Origin of the sequence: Paenibacillus sp. ACRRY, from assembly GCF_022346995.1 — a bacterium.
In the GTDB taxonomy this organism is placed as follows: Bacteria; Bacillota; Bacilli; order Paenibacillales; family Paenibacillaceae; genus Paenibacillus.
In genome coordinates this window covers 100,574-118,536 of sequence record NZ_JAKRNM010000010.1, presented here as the reverse complement: position 1 = coordinate 118,536, position 17,963 = coordinate 100,574, and the positions used below count along the sequence as shown (strand labels likewise).

At 47.4% G+C, this 17,963-nt stretch carries 12 protein-coding genes; all 12 read right to left on the bottom strand.

All coding sequences use genetic code 11. From position 1 onward, the window contains the following. Nucleotides 1-72: 72 nt before the first annotated feature. The 12 genes from MH144_RS25260 to MH144_RS25205 all read right to left on the bottom strand — a co-directional run bounded on the left by MH144_RS25260 (nucleotide 73) and on the right by MH144_RS25205 (nucleotide 17,916). The gene (locus MH144_RS25260) at nucleotides 73-1,062 is read right to left on the bottom strand and encodes an ABC transporter permease (RefSeq protein ID WP_239305063.1); all 990 of its coding nucleotides are present in this window, start codon (nucleotides 1,060-1,062) and stop codon (nucleotides 73-75) included. After that, complete coding sequence (locus tag MH144_RS25255) at nucleotides 1,055-2,020, bottom strand: ABC transporter ATP-binding protein (RefSeq protein WP_239305062.1); 966 nt, start codon at nucleotides 2,018-2,020, stop codon at nucleotides 1,055-1,057. Before MH144_RS25255 ends, MH144_RS25260 begins: the two co-directional genes overlap by 8 nt. Continuing rightward, nucleotides 2,020-2,886: a GDSL-type esterase/lipase family protein gene (locus MH144_RS25250; RefSeq protein ID WP_239305061.1), complete on the bottom strand. Its 867-nt coding sequence runs from the start codon at nucleotides 2,884-2,886 to the stop codon at nucleotides 2,020-2,022. The genes MH144_RS25255 and MH144_RS25250 overlap by 1 nt, the downstream gene beginning before the upstream one ends. A gap of 234 nt (nucleotides 2,887-3,120) precedes the next feature. Then, nucleotides 3,121-3,915, bottom strand: coding sequence for a CAP domain-containing protein (locus MH144_RS25245; protein ID WP_239305060.1), 795 nt, complete (start codon nucleotides 3,913-3,915; stop codon nucleotides 3,121-3,123). Between the two features lie 460 nt (nucleotides 3,916-4,375). Continuing rightward, nucleotides 4,376-4,834 (bottom strand): GNAT family N-acetyltransferase, encoded by a 459-nt coding sequence (locus tag MH144_RS25240; protein ID WP_239305059.1) that lies wholly within the window; start codon nucleotides 4,832-4,834, stop codon nucleotides 4,376-4,378. Continuing rightward, nucleotides 4,824-6,011, bottom strand: a complete 1,188-nt coding sequence (purT, locus tag MH144_RS25235; protein WP_239305058.1) for a formate-dependent phosphoribosylglycinamide formyltransferase — start codon at nucleotides 6,009-6,011, stop codon at nucleotides 4,824-4,826. Before purT ends, MH144_RS25240 begins: the two co-directional genes overlap by 11 nt. A 136-nt stretch (nucleotides 6,012-6,147) precedes the next feature. Continuing rightward, entirely contained in the window at nucleotides 6,148-7,998 is a 1,851-nt protein-coding gene (locus MH144_RS25230; protein ID WP_239305057.1) for an ABC transporter ATP-binding protein, read from the bottom strand. After that, a complete protein-coding gene (locus MH144_RS25225; protein ID WP_239305056.1) occupies nucleotides 7,995-9,767 on the bottom strand; it encodes an ABC transporter ATP-binding protein in 1,773 nt (590 codons plus the stop codon). Before MH144_RS25225 ends, MH144_RS25230 begins: the two co-directional genes overlap by 4 nt. A gap of 268 nt (nucleotides 9,768-10,035) precedes the next feature. Beyond that, a complete protein-coding gene (locus MH144_RS25220; RefSeq protein WP_239305055.1) occupies nucleotides 10,036-13,710 on the bottom strand; it encodes a dynamin family protein in 3,675 nt (1,224 codons plus the stop codon). 313 nt (nucleotides 13,711-14,023) lie between these two features. After that, nucleotides 14,024-14,296, bottom strand: a complete 273-nt coding sequence (locus MH144_RS25215) for an NAD/NADP transhydrogenase alpha subunit (RefSeq protein ID WP_095292936.1) — start codon at nucleotides 14,294-14,296, stop codon at nucleotides 14,024-14,026. Nucleotides 14,297-14,319: 23 nt separating this feature from the next. Then, nucleotides 14,320-15,015: an endonuclease III gene (gene nth / locus MH144_RS25210; RefSeq protein ID WP_239305054.1), complete on the bottom strand. Its 696-nt coding sequence runs from the start codon at nucleotides 15,013-15,015 to the stop codon at nucleotides 14,320-14,322. A gap of 162 nt (nucleotides 15,016-15,177) precedes the next feature. Continuing rightward, nucleotides 15,178-17,916 (bottom strand): S-layer homology domain-containing protein, encoded by a 2,739-nt coding sequence (locus tag MH144_RS25205; RefSeq protein WP_239305053.1) that lies wholly within the window; start codon nucleotides 17,914-17,916, stop codon nucleotides 15,178-15,180. Nucleotides 17,917-17,963: the final 47 nt, after the last annotated feature.

Sequence of the window (17,963 nt, the reverse complement as noted above, 5' to 3'; positions counted from 1 at the left end):
GCTCCCCCTTCTTAACTTGCAACTGAAAAAAAACCTAAAATGCAAACAGATGTTTTCTTATCCTTGTCCATTTTAATTCAAGATATCCCGTTTCGTAAAGACAAGGAATGACACAATGAGTGAGGCAATGCCCCAAACACTAAGCACAATAAGGGAAAAACCCAAATTCATTCCTTCAATCGGTGGCAATCCGCCGGACAAATAATCCGGAAGTTCCAGATTCACCATGAACAGGTATTTGGCTGACTGCCAAGAGGCAGCCATATTCGTGAGAATAGTTCCTGCAATAAGCGCAGCCATCATAATAACAATACTTGCTGCCGTGCTGCGTACAAGTACGGAAACCATGAAAGCCAGAATGGCCACAATGACGCTCACAAACCATATCAATCCTGCCTGCATGAGAAGATACAGCCATTGATCCACGGCGTGTACGGCAGACAGATCCACATCGGTACCCACAACCTTGAATCCGGTAAAGATCGGCATGCCGAAACCTTTATATCCGAATACTGCACCTGATATAACGTAACAGATAATATACGCAGATACGACGATTATAGACACAAACATAATAAGAGTGACCAGTTTACTGAACAGTACCTTCCAGCGTTTGACCGGACGAGTCAGCAACATCTTGATGGTACCTGTTGTGCGCTCACCCGACACCAGATCCGAGGCAATGGCCATAATAAGCAGCGGAATAAACAAGCCAACTGCATTATTCATGAATTCCCGCGTAAAAGTTACGCCATTGGGCTCCTCCGGATTCACGTCATTTTCCAGATAATATTGCATCTGCTGGATATAAACCGTGCGGTACTTTTTGTATTCCTCAGGCACCCGGTCACTGCCCAGTGAATTTTGATTATCCGTGATTGCCTGCTGAAGTTCAAGTCTCCAGTCGCCACCAAACTTATCGCGGTTATTTTCCGCAGATTTCATCTGGGCATACGTAAACATCGGAACCAGAACCGCAAGTACAATAAATATAATATAAAGACGTTTTTTCTTCACCATCTTGATCGTTTCGTTTCGGATGAGCGGCATGATATTACTCAATGGATTCACCTTCTGTCATCTTTAAGAATAATTGTTCCAGTGTTGGCTGAACCCGCTGCACACCTTCAACCTGAATTCCTGCCTGAACCATCTGATTCACAAGACCCGCGATGCGATCCTCGTGCATTTCAGCCACAACCGCATTGGGTCCAAGCCCTGCGATAATGGTATCATCCATCACCTCAGCAGGGCGATCCACTAACGCAATCCCTGCTTCAAGCAGCATTCTTCTGCCCTCCTCCAGAGGTGAAACATGCCAAATGGCAAATTTGGAGTGATCTTCAATTAATTCATCTACGCCTCCAACGGCAAGAACGCGGCCTGCACTAATAATCGCAACCCTGTCACACAGAAGCTGAATTTCACTCAGCAGGTGACTGCTGACAAATACGGCCATACCTTCGCTTGCAAGTTGTTTGATAAACACACGAAGCTCCTTAATCCCTTTGGGATCAAGTCCGTTGGTGGGTTCATCCAGAATCAGCAGACGCGGACGTCCAAGCAAGGCTTGGGCAATACCCAACCGTTGACGCATGCCTAACGAATACGTTCTCACTTTATCATGAATTCGCTGATCCAGACGAACAATGTCTACCACTTCCTGGATACGGGCATGATCAACGCCAGGCTGCATCCGGGCAAAGTGCTCCAGGTTCTCCCAGCCTGTCAGGTAGGTATACACCTCCGGATTTTCCACGATGGAACCGACATATTGCAGAGCACGCTCAGGATCGCGATTCACATCGTAACCACAGACTTTAATTTTACCTTCTGTCGGTTTGATCAGATCAACGAGCATCCGAATGGTTGTTGTTTTCCCCGCTCCGTTCGGGCCGAGAAAACCAAAAATTTCTCCGGGCTTCACTTCAAAGGTTACATCTTTGATAATCCATTTGCGTCCTATCTTTTTCTTAAGATGCTGCACAGACAGGACATAATCGCTCTGTGGCTCTGCCATTAGTTCGTGCTCCCTTCTGCCGGTGTTTCAGCCTGATATTCCTGCGCGATCCGAACCGCAATCTCCTCGTATCCTGCACCATTGGGGTGGAAGTGATCGGAAGAGAGATACTCGCCCAGATGATTTTCAAACAGATCAAAGATTGGTACAAGCGTCATCTTATCCTCTTGGTTCAATATTTGGAGCGCAGCATCATTCCATGCAGCTACAACCGCATTGCCGGGAACCTCCAGCTCCTTCACATCCCCAAACGGGTTGTATAAACCTATGTACGCAATCTGTGCGTCCGGATTAATCTCCTTAACTTTTTTCAAAATTTCCTGGAGACGCTTGGACGTTTCAGGCAATGCTGCAGCCAGTTTTTCGGCGGTTGGCGGATCTTCACCCTGCAATACCTGACCACCCTGAAAGAGATCGTTAGCTCCAATGGACAATAAAATAAAGTTGGATTGCTGGAGTACATACCGTACACCTTGTTCATCCAGTTTACTTAGTAATGCATCCGTTCTCAGGCCATTAACTCCCAGATTGTTCAGAACCTGAACATCATGTCCCTGCTCTTTCAAAATATTACCTGCACGCCTTACAAAGCCCAGTCCTTCGTCATCCCCCGTGCCTCTAGCCAGAGAATCACCAATAACGGCCATTCGAATTTTACCATCTTCAACTGGAGCTGCAGGTTTGCTGGCCTCATCGGCCGGAGTGTTTGCAGACTGCCCCGTCCCTAATTGTGGATCGCCCTCAGGAAAGATGACATCTTTTATGGCATAACCAAAACCGAATAATAGCAGAAGCGTTGCCAAGACGGACACCGTACTGATTGTTCTCCAGATCCATGGCGCTGAATCAAGGGTTTTTCTTTTCATTTATCACATCTCCGCTCATGTACACCTGGTTGGGTGCTTAGAATTTAAAATGGTTTTACATTAAGATGACGCTTTTTCTAAATAACATAAATGTTCTGTCGTTAATTTGCAAATTTTGCCGCTCTATTCTTTTTTAAAATTTGTAAACGGAAAAAGGCTATGCCTCACACAGATTTCGCTGTGCTGACATAACCTTTTTTCGATTTAAATCTGAAAGTTATTCATTCGAATGACTTATTTGCCGATAAACTCTTGAGCCCAGTAACCGTTGTAGTATCCAACACCGATTTGAGTGAAGTTTTTGCTCAGGATATTCGCACGGTGTCCTTCACTGTTCATCCACGCAGTAACTACTTCCTGAGGCGTTTTTTGACCTTTGGCGATGTTCTCACCAGCATAGCTGTAAGTTACTCCAAATTGTTTCATCATATCAAAAGGAGAACCATACGTTGGTGATTGGTGATCAAAATAGTTGTTGTTGCTCATATCTTTTGCTTTGGCTAGAGCAACTTTATCAAGAAGTGCATCGGATGCCAGTGCGTTCAGACCTGCTTTAGCACGCTCAGCATTCACAAGTTTTACTACCTGTGCTGCGAAATCAGATTGAGTTGACTCATTACCACTGTTGCTTGTGTTATTACCTGTGTTACCAGTGTTGTTCGCATTACCAGTATTGCCGCTGTTCTCGGGCTTTTTCGATGGCGTAGCAGCCGGTTTCTCTTCTTGCGTTGGTTGAGACGGTTTTGTTGTTGTTTCTGGTTTCGCAGCTTCTGGCTTCGTTGTTTCTGGCTTCGTTGTTTCTGGCTGTGCTGCTGGTTGTTTAACTACCTGACCATTCGATACCGTAATTCCGTTATCCTTCATCCACTTTTCAAGCAATGTTTTCAGACTAGTTGCATCCGTGAGTTTAATTGTAGCTTTATATGTGGACACCTCTGCCGCGGAAGCAGAAGCAGGGAGCATAATTCCTACGGCCAGTACAGCTGTCAGACTTCCAGCGACGACGGTTTTCAACAAGTTCTTTTTCAAATTCATTCATCTCCTCGAAATTTAATTAGTTACAACTTTGTAATGACTACTCTAGCAGTATACCAATTCATACGAGTGATGTGAACCTATAAATTATGGAAAAGTTACTTTTTTGTAATCTTCATTTGTGTTTCAAAATCATCAAACAGGTTTAAATGTTTAAGTCATGTTTTAAGGCATGATCATGTATCCGTAGGTGCAGCAGTATTTGAATTATAGCTGTGAAGCGTACCAAATACCTGTTAACCTCGTCGCCTGTATATGTTGAATAAGGCTTAATAGGTTTTTTCATGTGCAATGCCTACTACACTATCATATAGGAAAACCATACTTTGAGGGGCGTCCTTATTTAACCAAAAAAAAGACATCCGGGATCAATAGATCTTGTCCGAATGTCTCCAGTTACCTGTACTTCAACGATCTGGTTGAGGAATAGGTACCTTGTTTTGAAGAATCTTTTCTATAGAAGGACTTTACTAAAACGATATCCTCTCTTTTGAAAGCCAATATGCTCATAGAAAGAATACGTTGATGAAGCAACTTCACGATTCGCACCGGTGACAAACAATTGTTTCCCACCTTGCTGTCTGCCCCAGTCCTCAGCTCGAGCCATAAGACGACGGCCAATGCCGCCTCCACGGTACTCTTGCCCTACAATCAAGGACGTAATTTGAGCGGCAGGTTCTGGATAGGCATGACTTTGCACACATTGCAAGCCGATCATACCAATAATTTGTTCATCCACTTCGGCAACAAGCATGCACGCGTTTGGATTACTTTCCAAACCTTCAATGCGCTCTTTCATAACATTGGCTGTTGTCGGATAGCTGACCTCTCGCATCAGTCCCGTTACCGCTTCAGCATCTCGCAGTTCACACTCTCGGATCATCAGTACAGGGGCCTGGGCATTATTGGACATGATTTACCTCCACTTTCAGCATATTTGCGGCTTGAACCGCCGTTTTTCGAGCTTCTTCCACATCGTGGCCAGCACTAAGTGCCACAGCCATCCGGCGTCCCACTTTGACCTCAGGTTTGCCAAATACACGAACCTGCGTACGTGGAAGAGCCAGTGCTTCTTCAATCCCGCCTATAGTAAAGTCGGATGTTTCATGATTTGCTTTCAGCGTAGCTGAAGCTCCAGGTGTAAGCAGATGTACATCTGTCACAGGGAAACCCAGAATTGCACGCACATGCAGCGCAAACTCGGAGCTATCCTGCGTTACCATGGTAACCATACCTGTATCATGCGGACGAGGTGATACCTCGCTGAACACAACTCCGTCCGAAGTCAAGAATAGTTCGACACCGAACAGCCCATAACCACCTAGCTCATCGGTCACAGACTTGGCAATATGACAAGCTTGCTCCCATTGCTGTGGAGTCATTGCATGCGGCTGCCATGATTCGACATAATCCCCATCCTTCTGAATGTGACCAATCGGAGGACAAAATACAGTTCCTGATACGGATCTTACAGTGAGCAGCGTTATTTCACTCTCAAACTTCACAAAGCTCTCCACGATGACACGTACAGATTTGCCACGCGCTCCAGACAGAGCGATATCCCAGCAATTCTCTACGTCATCCGGCGTGCGGCATACACTCTGCCCTTTACCGGAAGAACTCATCAAGGGTTTGATCACACAAGGTGTACCCAGTTCACGAACGGCTTCTTGAAGCTCTTCCAAGTTGTTCGCGAAAAGATAGGCTGCTGTCGGAAGTTTCAATTGTTCTGCCGCCAAACGCCGGATGCCTTCGCGATCCATGGTTAAACGGGCAGCTCGTGCCGTCGGCACAACACAAAATCCCTCTTCTTCAAGCTCCAACAAGGCTTCTGTCGCAATCGCTTCGATCTCCGGTACGATGTAATGAGGTTTTTCCTTGCGGATCAATTGTTTCAAAGCTTCGGCATCTAACATGTCGATGCAGTAAGACCGGTGTGCTACCTGCATGGCAGGTGCATTGTCATAACGATCAACAGCAATCGTTTCAACTCCCAGTCGATGGGCCTCAATAACGACCTCTTTTCCCAATTCTCCGCTACCCAGCAGTAGCATTTTTTTGGCTTGAGCCGTAAAAGGAGCACCCCACATGTTCTTTCCAATCCTCCCAAAGAGAAATCTTCTATATCTGTCTCTCTATTTTCGGGGTTTTGGTTAAAGATTGCAAGGGTGCTCCCTATTTTTCTTGTGAATTTTACAAGATTTTTTGTGTTTTTTCGATCATTTTTTACAAAAATCTGTATTGAGCTTCTATTAATCCATTATAAACTCCTTGTTTCTGGATAAGTTGCTCATGGTTTCCTTCTTCCTTGATTTCACCGTGATCGAGCACAATAATGTTATCTGCATTCCGAATCGTCGAGAGTCGATGAGCTACCATGAAAGAAGTTCTTCCTTTAAGCAGCACTTTCAATGCTTCCTGAATTTTGAGCTCTGTCTCGGTATCAATGCTTGCTGTTGCTTCATCCAGAATAAGAATCCGTGGATCCGCGAGCAAGGCACGGGCGAAGGACAACAGCTGTCGTTGTCCCATGGACAGTACGTTTCCTCTTTCTTCAACCTCCGTATCATATCCACCGGGCAACTTCATAATAAATTCGTGGGCGTTGACTGCCTTCGCAGCCTCCTCCACTTCTTCATTGGTTGCATCCAGTCTGCCAAATCGAATATTGTCACGAATCGTTCCGGAGAAGATAAAGGTATCCTGCAAGACAATGCTTACCTGACTGCGCAGACTCTCAACCGTAATATCCTGTATATCACGGCCGTCGATCATCAGTCTTCCTCCGGTAATATCATAGAAGCGGCTAATCAGGTTGATAATTGTACTTTTTCCTGAGCCGGTGTGACCAACCAGTGCAATGGACTCGCCTGCTGCTGCCGTAAAGCTGATTCCTTTAAGCGCCTGTCTGCCCTTCTCGTATTCAAATACGACATTGTCAAAAACGATATCGCCTTTAATAGAAGGAATCGGCTTCGCACCCGGTTTGTTCGCAATGCTTGGTTCCTCATCCATGAATTCGAAAATGCGTTCGGAGGAAGCCATAGCTACCAGCAGTTGATTGTACATCTGGCCCAGACGGTTGATCGGATCCCAGAAGTTACCGACATAGTTGGCGAAGGCTACAAGCAAACCAACAGTTAACTGACCATCTTGAATCAGATAAGCACCAAACCAGAACAGGATCAATGTACCAAAACCGCCGGTAATCTCAATGAGCGGTCCAAAGCCCTGGTTCATTGCCGATGCTTTGTCCCATGATTTTTTGCTGGACAGGTTCATGTTGTCAAAGTATTTCATGTTTTCTTTTTCCTGTGTATACGCCTGAGTCACGCGGATCCCCTGAATGGATTCATTCAAGTGGGAGTTGATGCGTGAGTTCTTCATGCGTACATCCTGCCAGGCACGGCGGATCAGTACCCGCAGCTTGGTGGAGATGATAAACATGATCGGTACCGTAATAATAACGGCCAGACCGAGTTTCCAGTTGATGAGCATCAATATGACGATAATCCCCAATAACTGCACGCAGTCGATCATGACGTTGACCGCACCATTGGTGAACAAATCCTGCAATGAGTTGATATCATTCGTGACACGAACGAGTACGGACCCCGCCGGTCTTTTGTCAAAAAAGTTAAAGGACAGCTTTTGAATATGTTTGAACAGATCCGAGCGAAGGTCATAAATGACCCGCTGTCCTATAATGTTGGTTAATTTGATTCGGTACGTATTGGCGGCCCATTGAATGAGATAGAGCAGGAGTACCGAACCCCCAATGATATATAACAGGGTCATGCTTGGCAGGCCGGTCTCCGGCGCTATGGCTCTGTCAATCGCCAAACTGATCAAAAAAGGAACTGACAATTTCGTGATCGTACCCAAAATCATCATTAATATGATCAGCGGTAGGAGCTGCCTTGCGTAAGGTTTCATATAGCCGAACAAACGTCCAAATTCTTTCCAGTTAAACGGTTTTTCAATGATCTCATCATCCTGATAGACGAATCGTTCATTTATATTCTTCTCAGAGGTCCCTTTGACCTCGCGCCTGTCTGCTACCGTTTCGGCACTCATGAGTTCACCTGCTCCCCAGCCTCCCGCTTGCCGCGGGCGATGTAGTCTGCGTATTGAATTTTGTAAACATCCTGATATGGTCCAGGTTCTTCAATAAGACGTTTGTGTGTACCGCGCTGAACGACACGTCCTTCATCCAGTACCAGTATTTCATCTGCATGTCGCAGTGAGGAAATCCGGTGTGCAATGATAAATGTCGTTCTTCCTCGCATGACCTCCTGGAAGCCGGATTGGATTTCATGCTCGGTCTCCATATCCACTGCACTGGTCGCATCATCAAGTACCAGAATTTTTGGATTTTTGAGCAGAGCTCTTGCAATGGCAATCCGTTGTTTCTGACCACCGGAGAGACCCATGCCTCGTTCACCAACAACTGTGTCATATCCGTCCGGAAACTCCATAATGAAATCATGTGCTTTGGCCAGCTTCGCTGCCCGAATAATGTCATCCATGCTTACGTTTTTGAGACCATACGAGATATTGTTGCGTATGCTGGAGGAGAACAGGAACGTTTCCTGAAATACGGAAGCGATCTGGCTCCGCAAGCTGCGTATCCCCATGTCCTTAATATTTTTGCCATCCAATTTGATGGTTCCCGAATTGACGTTATACGCACGCATCAAGAGCTGAATAATGGTGGACTTACCCGAACCTGTGCCTCCCAGGAAACCGATAACCGAGCCCGGAGGTGCATCAAAATTGATATCGGTCACTGCCGCCATTTTATTGCCATACGCAAAGGTTACGGAATCAAACGTTACATGCCCCTTAACCTGATCAGCCTCAACAATGATTGGATCTTCTGTCTCCTGCACGTCCACCGGTGTATTCAACAGTTCAAGCACCCGTTCACCCGAAGCTTTGGATTGCGTATAGTTGTTGATATGGAAACCAAGGTTCCACATAGGTCCGATTATGTACCAGATCAAACTGAAAAAGGCAACGAGTTCACCAAGTGACAATGTCTGATTGATGACCATTCTTCCGCCAATGATGAGAAGCAGTACAACGCTTACAGAAGCAAGAATCTCCATGATGGGAAAATAGCGACTCCACAATGTTGCAGCATGAATCTGATTTGTTTTGTAACGCTCGTTGCGTGTGGAAAACTTCTCCACTTCGTAAGGCTCACGTGCAAAAGATTTTACGGTACGCACTCCAGTAATATTTTCCTGTACGGCTGTCGTCAATGAACTGAGCGCCAGTCGCATCTCCTGGAATGCAGGGTGGATCTGGGATTCAAATCTTAGCGCAACAAAGGCAAGCAGAGGAATACATATGAGCGTCAGCAAGGTAAGCTGCCAACTCATCGTCATCATCATGATTGCGCCGAATACGACCATCAAAACCATGTTGAGAATCTGTGCAAAGCCAAATCCGATAAAGTTGCGGATGGCTTCCAGGTCTCCCGTGAGGCGGGACATCAGATCACCCGTCTTGGCCGTATCATAATACCGGAAGGATAAAAATTGAAGCTTTTCGTAACATGCGTTACGTAGTCGGTACGCCAGAAAGTTACCAAGGCGTCCTCCATAAAACCCGTGTAAAAACTGCATTCCCGCTTTCAAAATGACAACACCTAACACGGTCAAAGCAAGTATGGGAACGTCTTCAAAATTGCGCGGTATAATTACGTCATCAATCAGTATCCTGAGCAAATTCGGATACACCAGCCCGAGCGCGGTCGCTATGGCGAGGAACAAGATTGATACAAATAAATACTTGCGCTTTTCCCAAAAAAAGGTTTGCAGTTGCCTGAGAACATCCATGTTTCTCCTCCTCTTGTCTCGTTCAAAAACAGTATGAACATTTATGAAGTTTATCACCGTCCCCCATTCGCGGCAAAGCGAATAACTGACCATATTCAGGCTACTTTCTCCTTAATGCGTCATTAACAGGAATAAAAGACCACCTATCAATCAAATGTTTGAATATTCTCTTTGTTTCAGGTTGTTCGGACAAAAAAAGGCTCCCTGTATGACCTGGTCGGTCAGGAGCCTTTTTGCAGATACATATGCATACACTTTGCGTGTATACTTATTCGTGTACGAATTGCTGCACTTGGGCTGAAAGACTGTGCCATTCCTCTGCTGGAACGCCACTTGTCATGGTCTCATTCAATGCAGCAACAGCTTCTTTCAGTCGATCTTCCAACTGGCTGGCTTGATGCTGCAGCGACTGATGCAGCTGGGCATCATAGAACTGAACCAGTTTTTCCTGTGCAGCAGGAAGGGCACCAGCCACCATTTGTTTAATGACTGGATCCAGCGCTTCCTGGAGTCGCTGTCTTCCATCACCTTCAAAGAATTGCTTGGGGTTGCGGAAGTAACTGAGATACGATTTCCATCCTGTCGGTTCCTCCAGCCGGATTTCCTCCAGCACAGGTGTGCTCCAGTTTTCATTAAAAGCAAGCGAAAGATCCATTCCCCCAGATCGTTGTTTAAGCTCCTGAACGCAATCATCGATCTGCCTCAGTAACCAACTCTTCCCTGCCTGCTCCAGTCGGAGTGTCGTCGCAAGCAATTCCTGTTCCAGCTCTACAGCGATCATACGCAGCAATTCTCGCCCGCATGCTGCAAATGCACCTTTTAGATTACCACGGTCTTCCCGCAAAACAGAGGGATGGAACGCTTCTGCCATAAACAGCCCCAATCGATAACCCAGCCGCTGTCTGACATGAAAGAGTAATTCAGTCGTCTCCTGTGCAAGCTCTTCTCTCATGGATCGCTCGGCAAGGGTTCGGATTCGTACGAGGGACTGATCCATGACGGCATGCAGTTCCTGCCTGCGCTGCTGCAGCACTTCTTCACCCTGAACCGCATCTCTTGCACGCTGATCTAACCGCTGAATAACCCTCGACAGTTCTTCGGCAGCACCTCCAACAGCAAGGTCAGCAAGTTCTGTGCCAGCGAACCGATTAAACTCTTCCTCAAAACGGATGAAACCCGATTGCTCAAGCATTACCGTATCTCCCGTGCTCTTGCCTTCCATGGCCAGCAGGCTGGAAACCGGAAATAACCGTGGGGCCCGAATCCCATTGGTTCGAAGCTGAGTACTGACATGCTCCAGTACCTGTTCAAGTTCATCTTCGGATGACGATAAGTCACTGGCATTCACCACAAAGAACATCTGGTCCATGGCCGAGCTGTCTTTCACCCGTCCCAGTTGGTTGAGAAACTGTCGATCTCCCTGGGAGAAGGCATGGTTGTAATAGGTTACAAAGATAAGCGCATCCGCATTCTTCATATAATTGAATGTTACCCCCGTATGACGGGCATTCACCGAATCGGCCCCAGGCGTATCCACCAGCACAATGCCTTGTTCCGTAATGTCACAGCTGTAGTACAGATCAATGCTGTCGACAAAGCAGGATTTTCGTTCATTGGCCACAAAATTCCGGTACCCATTCAGGTCCACCTGAACATCTTGACCAAGCTGATCCATCGTGTCATCCCAGCCTGCAGCTGCCGCCTGCAGGAAGCTATAGTGCGGCCGTCCTGCGGGATGTACATCTTGTGGCGATAAGGATTGCACCCGTTTCTGCCAATCCGCTCCCGGTTCGCCCAATCCGAGCAGACGGAAGGAATAGGCCAGATCTTCCTGAAACGCGGCCAGGGTCTTCATACGGACCCGGGCCGTTCCATGCTCCGCGCCTCCCGCTGGAGCCATGATCCGGTTAATCGCCGCTGTCGTTGGATGCGGCGATACGGGGAGTACAGCTTCGCCCAGCAACGCGTTGGCGAACGAGGATTTGCCCGCGCTGAAGGCTCCGAACAGCGCCAGGGTAAACGTGCCGCCCGCAAGCGAAGCCGCGCGTGCACGCAAATCGCGTACCGCCGACCCCATGGCGGGGTACGGCTCTACCAGTGCAGCTGCTGCTTCCAGCCGTGCCGCAGCTGCATCTAGGCGCCGGCGGCGCTGTGCGCCAGCCGCCGGCTGCATAAGCGCCGCAGCTTTGCGCGGCGGCGCTTCCGTCTGTGGCTGCGCAGCCACAGACGTGGATGTGCCCGGGTCAGAGCCGTGAGCTTCGCTCGGCTCTTGCGCGGGCACATGCGGGCCCTGCACCTCCGGCAACAGCCCGGAGGTGAGAGGGCCCGCAGGAGGCAGCAGGCTGCGAAGCCCTGCTGCCTCCGCGGCGGCGGTTCGCTGCAGCGCTGTATAGCGCGCCGCCGCCGCGGATTGCGCCAGCACCGCTGCGCGGCTGGCGTCCAGCGCCTGAAGCGCGGCTTCGCCCTGCGCGCCCAGCACCTCAAGCATCCGATCGGCCAGCATCATGGCCGACCTACGGTAGCGTGCCTCGATCTCGCCCCGCACCTCCTTACTGAATTGAAGCACATACTCGGGAGATACCTCTGCGCCAGCGCTCCGTTTCATCTCCAATAGTGCTTCATCCAGAACAGGCAGTTCGGCATTCAATGCCTGTTCCCAATCCGGACTCCACAGCTGATGTGCTTCTCCCAGCTTGCGAAGCATAGTGCGAATATGCACTTCCACTTGACCCGAAGTTTGATCCTGCAGCATTTTAACGAGCTCAGCAGCACGGCGCTGCTTTTCCTGCTCGGTCTTCCCACCTGTGAAGAGCAATCCTACCCGAAACCCAGGTTTCCGGCTCTCAAGATAGGCTGCCGCCGAGGTACGTATATCTGCGGGAGTAAGGTTTGCATTCGCTAACAGGGACTCGAGCTCCCCCCGGAACTTCTCACGCTCCCGTGAAGGCTTTGCACGAATCTCGTCTTCATCAGCCTTTAACTTATCCAGCTCTTGTTCAAGCCGTTCAATACCTTCCTGTCCTCCGATTTCCTCCAGCAGAGCTGCCTCTTCGTCCTCACGCTGTTCAGCCTGTCTGATTAAGTGCTGCTCGGTAATATGCCTCGCTGAACTTGCAAGACTATGACGAATTAGTGCCTCCTTCTTTTTCAACATGTGTTGAATCAAATCAGGGAGCACATTCCATTGGTTATAACGATGATCCTTATCACGAAGCGAAGTGAACAAGAGCCCATCATACCTGACTTCCCACGCGTCAAAAATCGCCTCTACGCCTTTCACATACTCGTCAAACGCTAGCTCCCGTTCCCTATGCTTATCAATCTGATTCACAATGAGAAACAACGGCTTCCCCCAATCCGACAAGCTTTTGGCGAAAGACAAATTGCTCTCAGACTGAACATGGTTATAATCCATCACATAAAACACTACATCAGCAAGGTGAAGCGCCGAATGTGTTGCCAAACCATGTCCCCGGTCAGTCGAGTCCACACCTGGTGTATCCAGAAGCACAGCTTCATCCGCCAGTAAAGGGATATCATCCCACACTTCAATGGAACGATACGCACCACCATTCTTGCAGTACTCTTCCAATTGTTCAGGAGATACCTCAAGCGGATCTGCCAGTCCTCCCTGATTGTCAGCGCTTTCGTTAGTCGCCGTATAAATCAGCGCTCGAGGCGCGCCATTACGAATGGACACCACATTGGCACTTGTCGGAACAGGGCTTGATGGTAGCACCCGCTTACCACATAAACTATTGATCAAACTTGATTTTCCTGCAGAGAAGTGTCCACAAAACGCGATCGTCAATTGCTTCATCTCTGCCTTGCTCATCAGATCTGTTAAAGCATGTACAGCAGTATGGTCTCCTGTTTGCTCCATTGCCTTGCGCAGTGAAAGCAGTGGTTCAGCCAATTCTACTGGGTAATCTGTTCTGGTCATGTCTGGCCTTCCCCCTGGCTCCTCTTAATTGGCATCTGCATCATGCCTTTATCTCATAATAAATGTATTTTAACATTAGACGAACCGAATTTGAACGGTTTACACCCATTTGAAGGTAAGCGATGCAGAAGAAATGCTCATTTTTGCTAAAAAAAATAAAACCGATCTGTCGGTTTTATCTAAGTTGTGGTTCTATTGATTACACAAAGTTCACTGTGCATAGCTATGTATGTCGCATTCAATGCCCGCATGAACTTATGTGATAAGCTCGATGCCAGCATTGATGCAACATGTCTTGCGTTTACCAGAAAAATTAGGAAACAGCATTCTCCAGGGATGGCAGCAAAATCTCAAATACTTGGCCATGCTGCAAAATTGTAATGTCTCTTCCTTTGTCTCTCATAACCACAACTTCCGGTTTTGTAGACATACGCTCCAAATAGTGTTCAGGCACGTCGCCAGAGTGGCTTACTGTGATGCCTTCGACTTCTTTCTCTTCGTTCTCAGCCATTTCCTGTTCAACGATTTGTTCAAAAATATCGGAGAAGGCCTCAAAATTGTCAGTGTACACGGAAATGCATTTCATGATTACTCATCCTCTTCTGGTCATTAATTTATTTTTCGTTTTGGGGTTGTAGCACGTTCCTTATCTTTCCTGATTTGGGACGTTTTCATACGCTTTTTCCCTTCCCGGCATACGTCCAGCAATGGACAAATATGACAACCGGGATTTTGCGCCTTGCAATGGTAGCGTCCAAAGAAAATAATCCGGTGGTGAGTTAAAGTCCACTCATCCCGGGGTACGCGCTTCATCAGTTTTTTCTCGACTTCAAGTACGGAGTCGTCCCAGCCTGCCAGCCCGAGCCGTTTGGATACACGTTCAACATGCGTATCCACCGCAATGGCCGGTACACCAAATGCATTGGAAACAACCACATTCGCGGTTTTCCGCCCTACACCTGGCAGCGTCACAAGCTGATCATGTTCCTGCGGTACATCACCGCCATACTGCTCTATTAAAATACGGCACATGTTCTGAATATGCTTGGCCTTGTTCCGGTACAAGCCAATACGCCGGATGTCCTGTTCCAACTCTTCGAGTGGAACCGCCAGATAGTCGGCAGGACAGGTGTACTTTTGGAACAAGTCTGCGGTCACCTTGTTTACCGTTTCATCGGTACACTGGGCAGACAACAGGACAGCTACAGTCAATTCAAACGCATTGCTGTGATTTAATTCGCAATGTGCATCAGGGAACATCGCTTCCATCGTATCGAGTATGTGCCTAACCGTCGCTGCATTCATGAAGAGCTACCTCCCACAAAATCACCACACCGTGTGGAGACTTACTTTCAAGCTTATTTCGAGTGCTCTGCGGGGACGCCAAAAAGCTTGCAAAAAAAACGTCCTGATGGGGGAAAGATCCCGCATCAAGACGGTCATTCTTTTGATCCTCGAAAAATACGATTACTGTTTTTGAATCTCCATCACTACGTTATTCAGGAGATACAATACAATATTATCATTATCTTTGAGAGATTGCACGCTTAAAGTGTTGTCACCCTGGTGAACAAATACGCCTGTACCAAGTGCAAAACGGTAATTTGTGTCTGAAGTGGACTCACGTTTAACCAGGATTTGGTTACCAACTCCATCATAAGACCAGAACTGCTTACTCATAATGGTCATCACTCTGAAGCGAGTGGAATTATCCGTATCCTTGGTCATTTCGACACGGTCACCCACCGTAAGGCTGTTTAATGTGGTCAATGTAGAGCCGGACTTGATCACTTTTACAGCACCGCTAACAGCTACGGTTTCACTCTGTCCATTAAACAACTTCAGTGTTACCGAATTCGCATCAACAGATGCCACTTCTGCCAAAGTCCGTTTCACGACCTGCACCGCTTTAGGAGTAGTTCCCTCGAAAGTCACGTTAATCAGATTGCCGGCAGTCAGTTGAGAAGCGGTAATAGTTTGTCCACTTTCACCTGTCAAAACTGCCTGATCCACGTAAAACTGGCTTGTCAGTGAGTCCGATTTCACACGAACACGACCATTGGTCTCTACAGATACGACTTCAAATTGGGCCACGGTGTTCAATGACACTTTTTGTACATAATCCTGATTGGAACCAAGCGTAACGGTTACTTTATCACCAATCTTCAGGTCACTCAGACCTGCTCCAGACTTGTTGTAGATCTCTACTGCCGGAACAGTAGAATAAGGAACCGTGATGGTTTGATTACCAGACAATACGCTGATGGTTTTTTTATTTGTATCCATTCCGCTAAGCGTACCTTCGTATTTGTAAATGACTTTTACGGACAACGCTCTAGTTCCGACATACGTCAGATCGAGTTTGCGGCCTTCATTCAATAGCGATTCCAATCCTGCAAGCGTAGGCTTGGTTGTATTGTAGTCCAGTTTCGTTTTGTCATCCAGCGTAAATACAAATGGTTTTTTATTGCTGTCCAGCACAGTCAGCACTTTGGTTTTGCTGTTGTAGGAAACTACAGAAGCTCCGTTCATCGGTTCCATCTGACGTCCAATAACCTGAATTCGTGTTACACGATCTTCCCCATTCAGCGTCAGTTCAACCTGATCACCATTCGTTGCATCCGTAATCAGATCTGACAATGATGCGTCCTGGATTCCGTTGATTACTACCTCCGGATTCTCAGCCAGCAGTTTTGCTTCGAGAGAGCCACCTTCACGTTTAAACGTCAATGTTGACTGATTGCCACCAATCTCCACCAAGGTGCCGCGCACAGACTGCTCTACACCCTGAGACAATTCGATGGTTTGCAAAACACTGTCCTTCACCGTGTATTTCACGGTACTGCCTGCTTTAAGCTCAGCCAAAGACAGAATTCGATCCTGATAACGAATGATCAGGTTATCACCATACGTAAACTGCTCTGTGGTTCCAGCAGCATTCGTGAACTTGATCGTTTTCCCGGTTGTGCTCACTTCCGCAATCACACCACTGTCACTTTTGTTGACAATGCCGGACTTCACACGGATTGCAACCGTCTTTTTGTCAGCGGAGAAGGTTTCGCGCTGCACTTCAATAATGCTGTCTGCTGTAATATCAGCCAACTTAATAGTATTTCCGTTCTGGTCGATAAAAGCCGTTGCTTCATCATACCCGTATGTTTCATAGTTCTCGCCAACAAAGATCCCAATTTTATTGCCTGACAACGAACGCGCAAATGTGCCTTCGACACTCTCCACCTGCGGTGTCGCATCGATCACTTCCACATAAGCTGCATTTCCAGCAGCTCCAACCACTTGTACTTTGGTATAGAGCTTAACATTTGGTTCTGTCACACGTGTTTCACTATCTTTTGTGAAATATGGAGTGCTGCTGTTCACCATAAAGTTTGTTACTTTCCCATCAACCAGCAGGCTGATCTGACCATCTTTTAATCCAGTTACATAACCCGTGTACGTGTTCGGATAAGCTGTATCTGTTAACGCTTCTCCTCTGCTGAAGAAAGTCGCTAATTGGGCCCTTGTAACCGATCCAGTTGGATTAAATTTGTTACCTTCCACACCTTTGGCAAGCTCCAGGCTCACTGCCAGATTGACGTAACCTTTGCCATCTTCGGAGATGCTTGCATCATCGGCGAACCCAGTGGATTGACTGTTCTGAGCTTTCGCTTCAGCTTCTTTGTTTAATGAACGGATCAGCAGTTTGGTAATCCACTCACGCGATGCTGGCTTTTGTCCCCATGTTGTTTTAGTTACGTCTGCTGTAGATTCTTCCGTTTTATCAATCAGTCCCAGTTGGAGCGCCAAAGCCACATATGGCTTGAAATAATTCCCCACTTCCATATTTGTCGGTAATGCCGTAGCCGTGCTGTCGTTCAACTGGCCTTCCTGGTTCATAAAACGGATCGCCATGGTTACAGCTTCCTGTTGTGTCACCGCATCTCCAGGACGGAACAGACCATTGTTACCGAGAAGGATCCCTTGGTTTGCCAGCTTATATACATGCTTCTCAGCCCAGTATCCAACCTTGATATCACTGAACAAACCTGCAGGTGCAGTCGTATTGCTTACAGCCGCAGTCTGGCTCTGCTCCGCTTCTGTTGATTCTGCTGCCATGGCAGCTCCGCCAGCGCTAAGGGCCATCATGCCTGCAAGCACGGCTGATACTACTTTTTTAGAGTGTGATGGATTGTTATATTTAAAAGTCACCTATGATTTCCCCTCTCATGTAAAACGGTCGATATCCATTGGAAAAC

Coding starts and splice junctions, on each gene's coding strand:
- MH144_RS25255 (WP_239305062.1), bottom strand. CDS start 2,020: ATGGCAGAGCCACAGAGCGATTATGTCCTGTCTGTGCAGCATCTTAAG.
- MH144_RS25250 (WP_239305061.1), bottom strand. CDS start 2,886: ATGAAAAGAAAAACCCTTGATTCAGCGCCATGGATCTGGAGAACAATC.
- MH144_RS25240 (WP_239305059.1), bottom strand. CDS start 4,834: ATGTCCAATAATGCCCAGGCCCCTGTACTGATGATCCGAGAGTGTGAA.
- purT (WP_239305058.1), bottom strand. CDS start 6,011: ATGTGGGGTGCTCCTTTTACGGCTCAAGCCAAAAAAATGCTACTGCTG.
- MH144_RS25230 (WP_239305057.1), bottom strand. CDS start 7,998: ATGAGTGCCGAAACGGTAGCAGACAGGCGCGAGGTCAAAGGGACCTCT.
- MH144_RS25225 (WP_239305056.1), bottom strand. CDS start 9,767: ATGGATGTTCTCAGGCAACTGCAAACCTTTTTTTGGGAAAAGCGCAAG.
- MH144_RS25220 (WP_239305055.1), bottom strand. CDS start 13,710: ATGACCAGAACAGATTACCCAGTAGAATTGGCTGAACCACTGCTTTCA.
- MH144_RS25215 (WP_095292936.1), bottom strand. CDS start 14,296: ATGAAATGCATTTCCGTGTACACTGACAATTTTGAGGCCTTCTCCGAT.
- nth (WP_239305054.1), bottom strand. CDS start 15,015: ATGAATGCAGCGACGGTTAGGCACATACTCGATACGATGGAAGCGATG.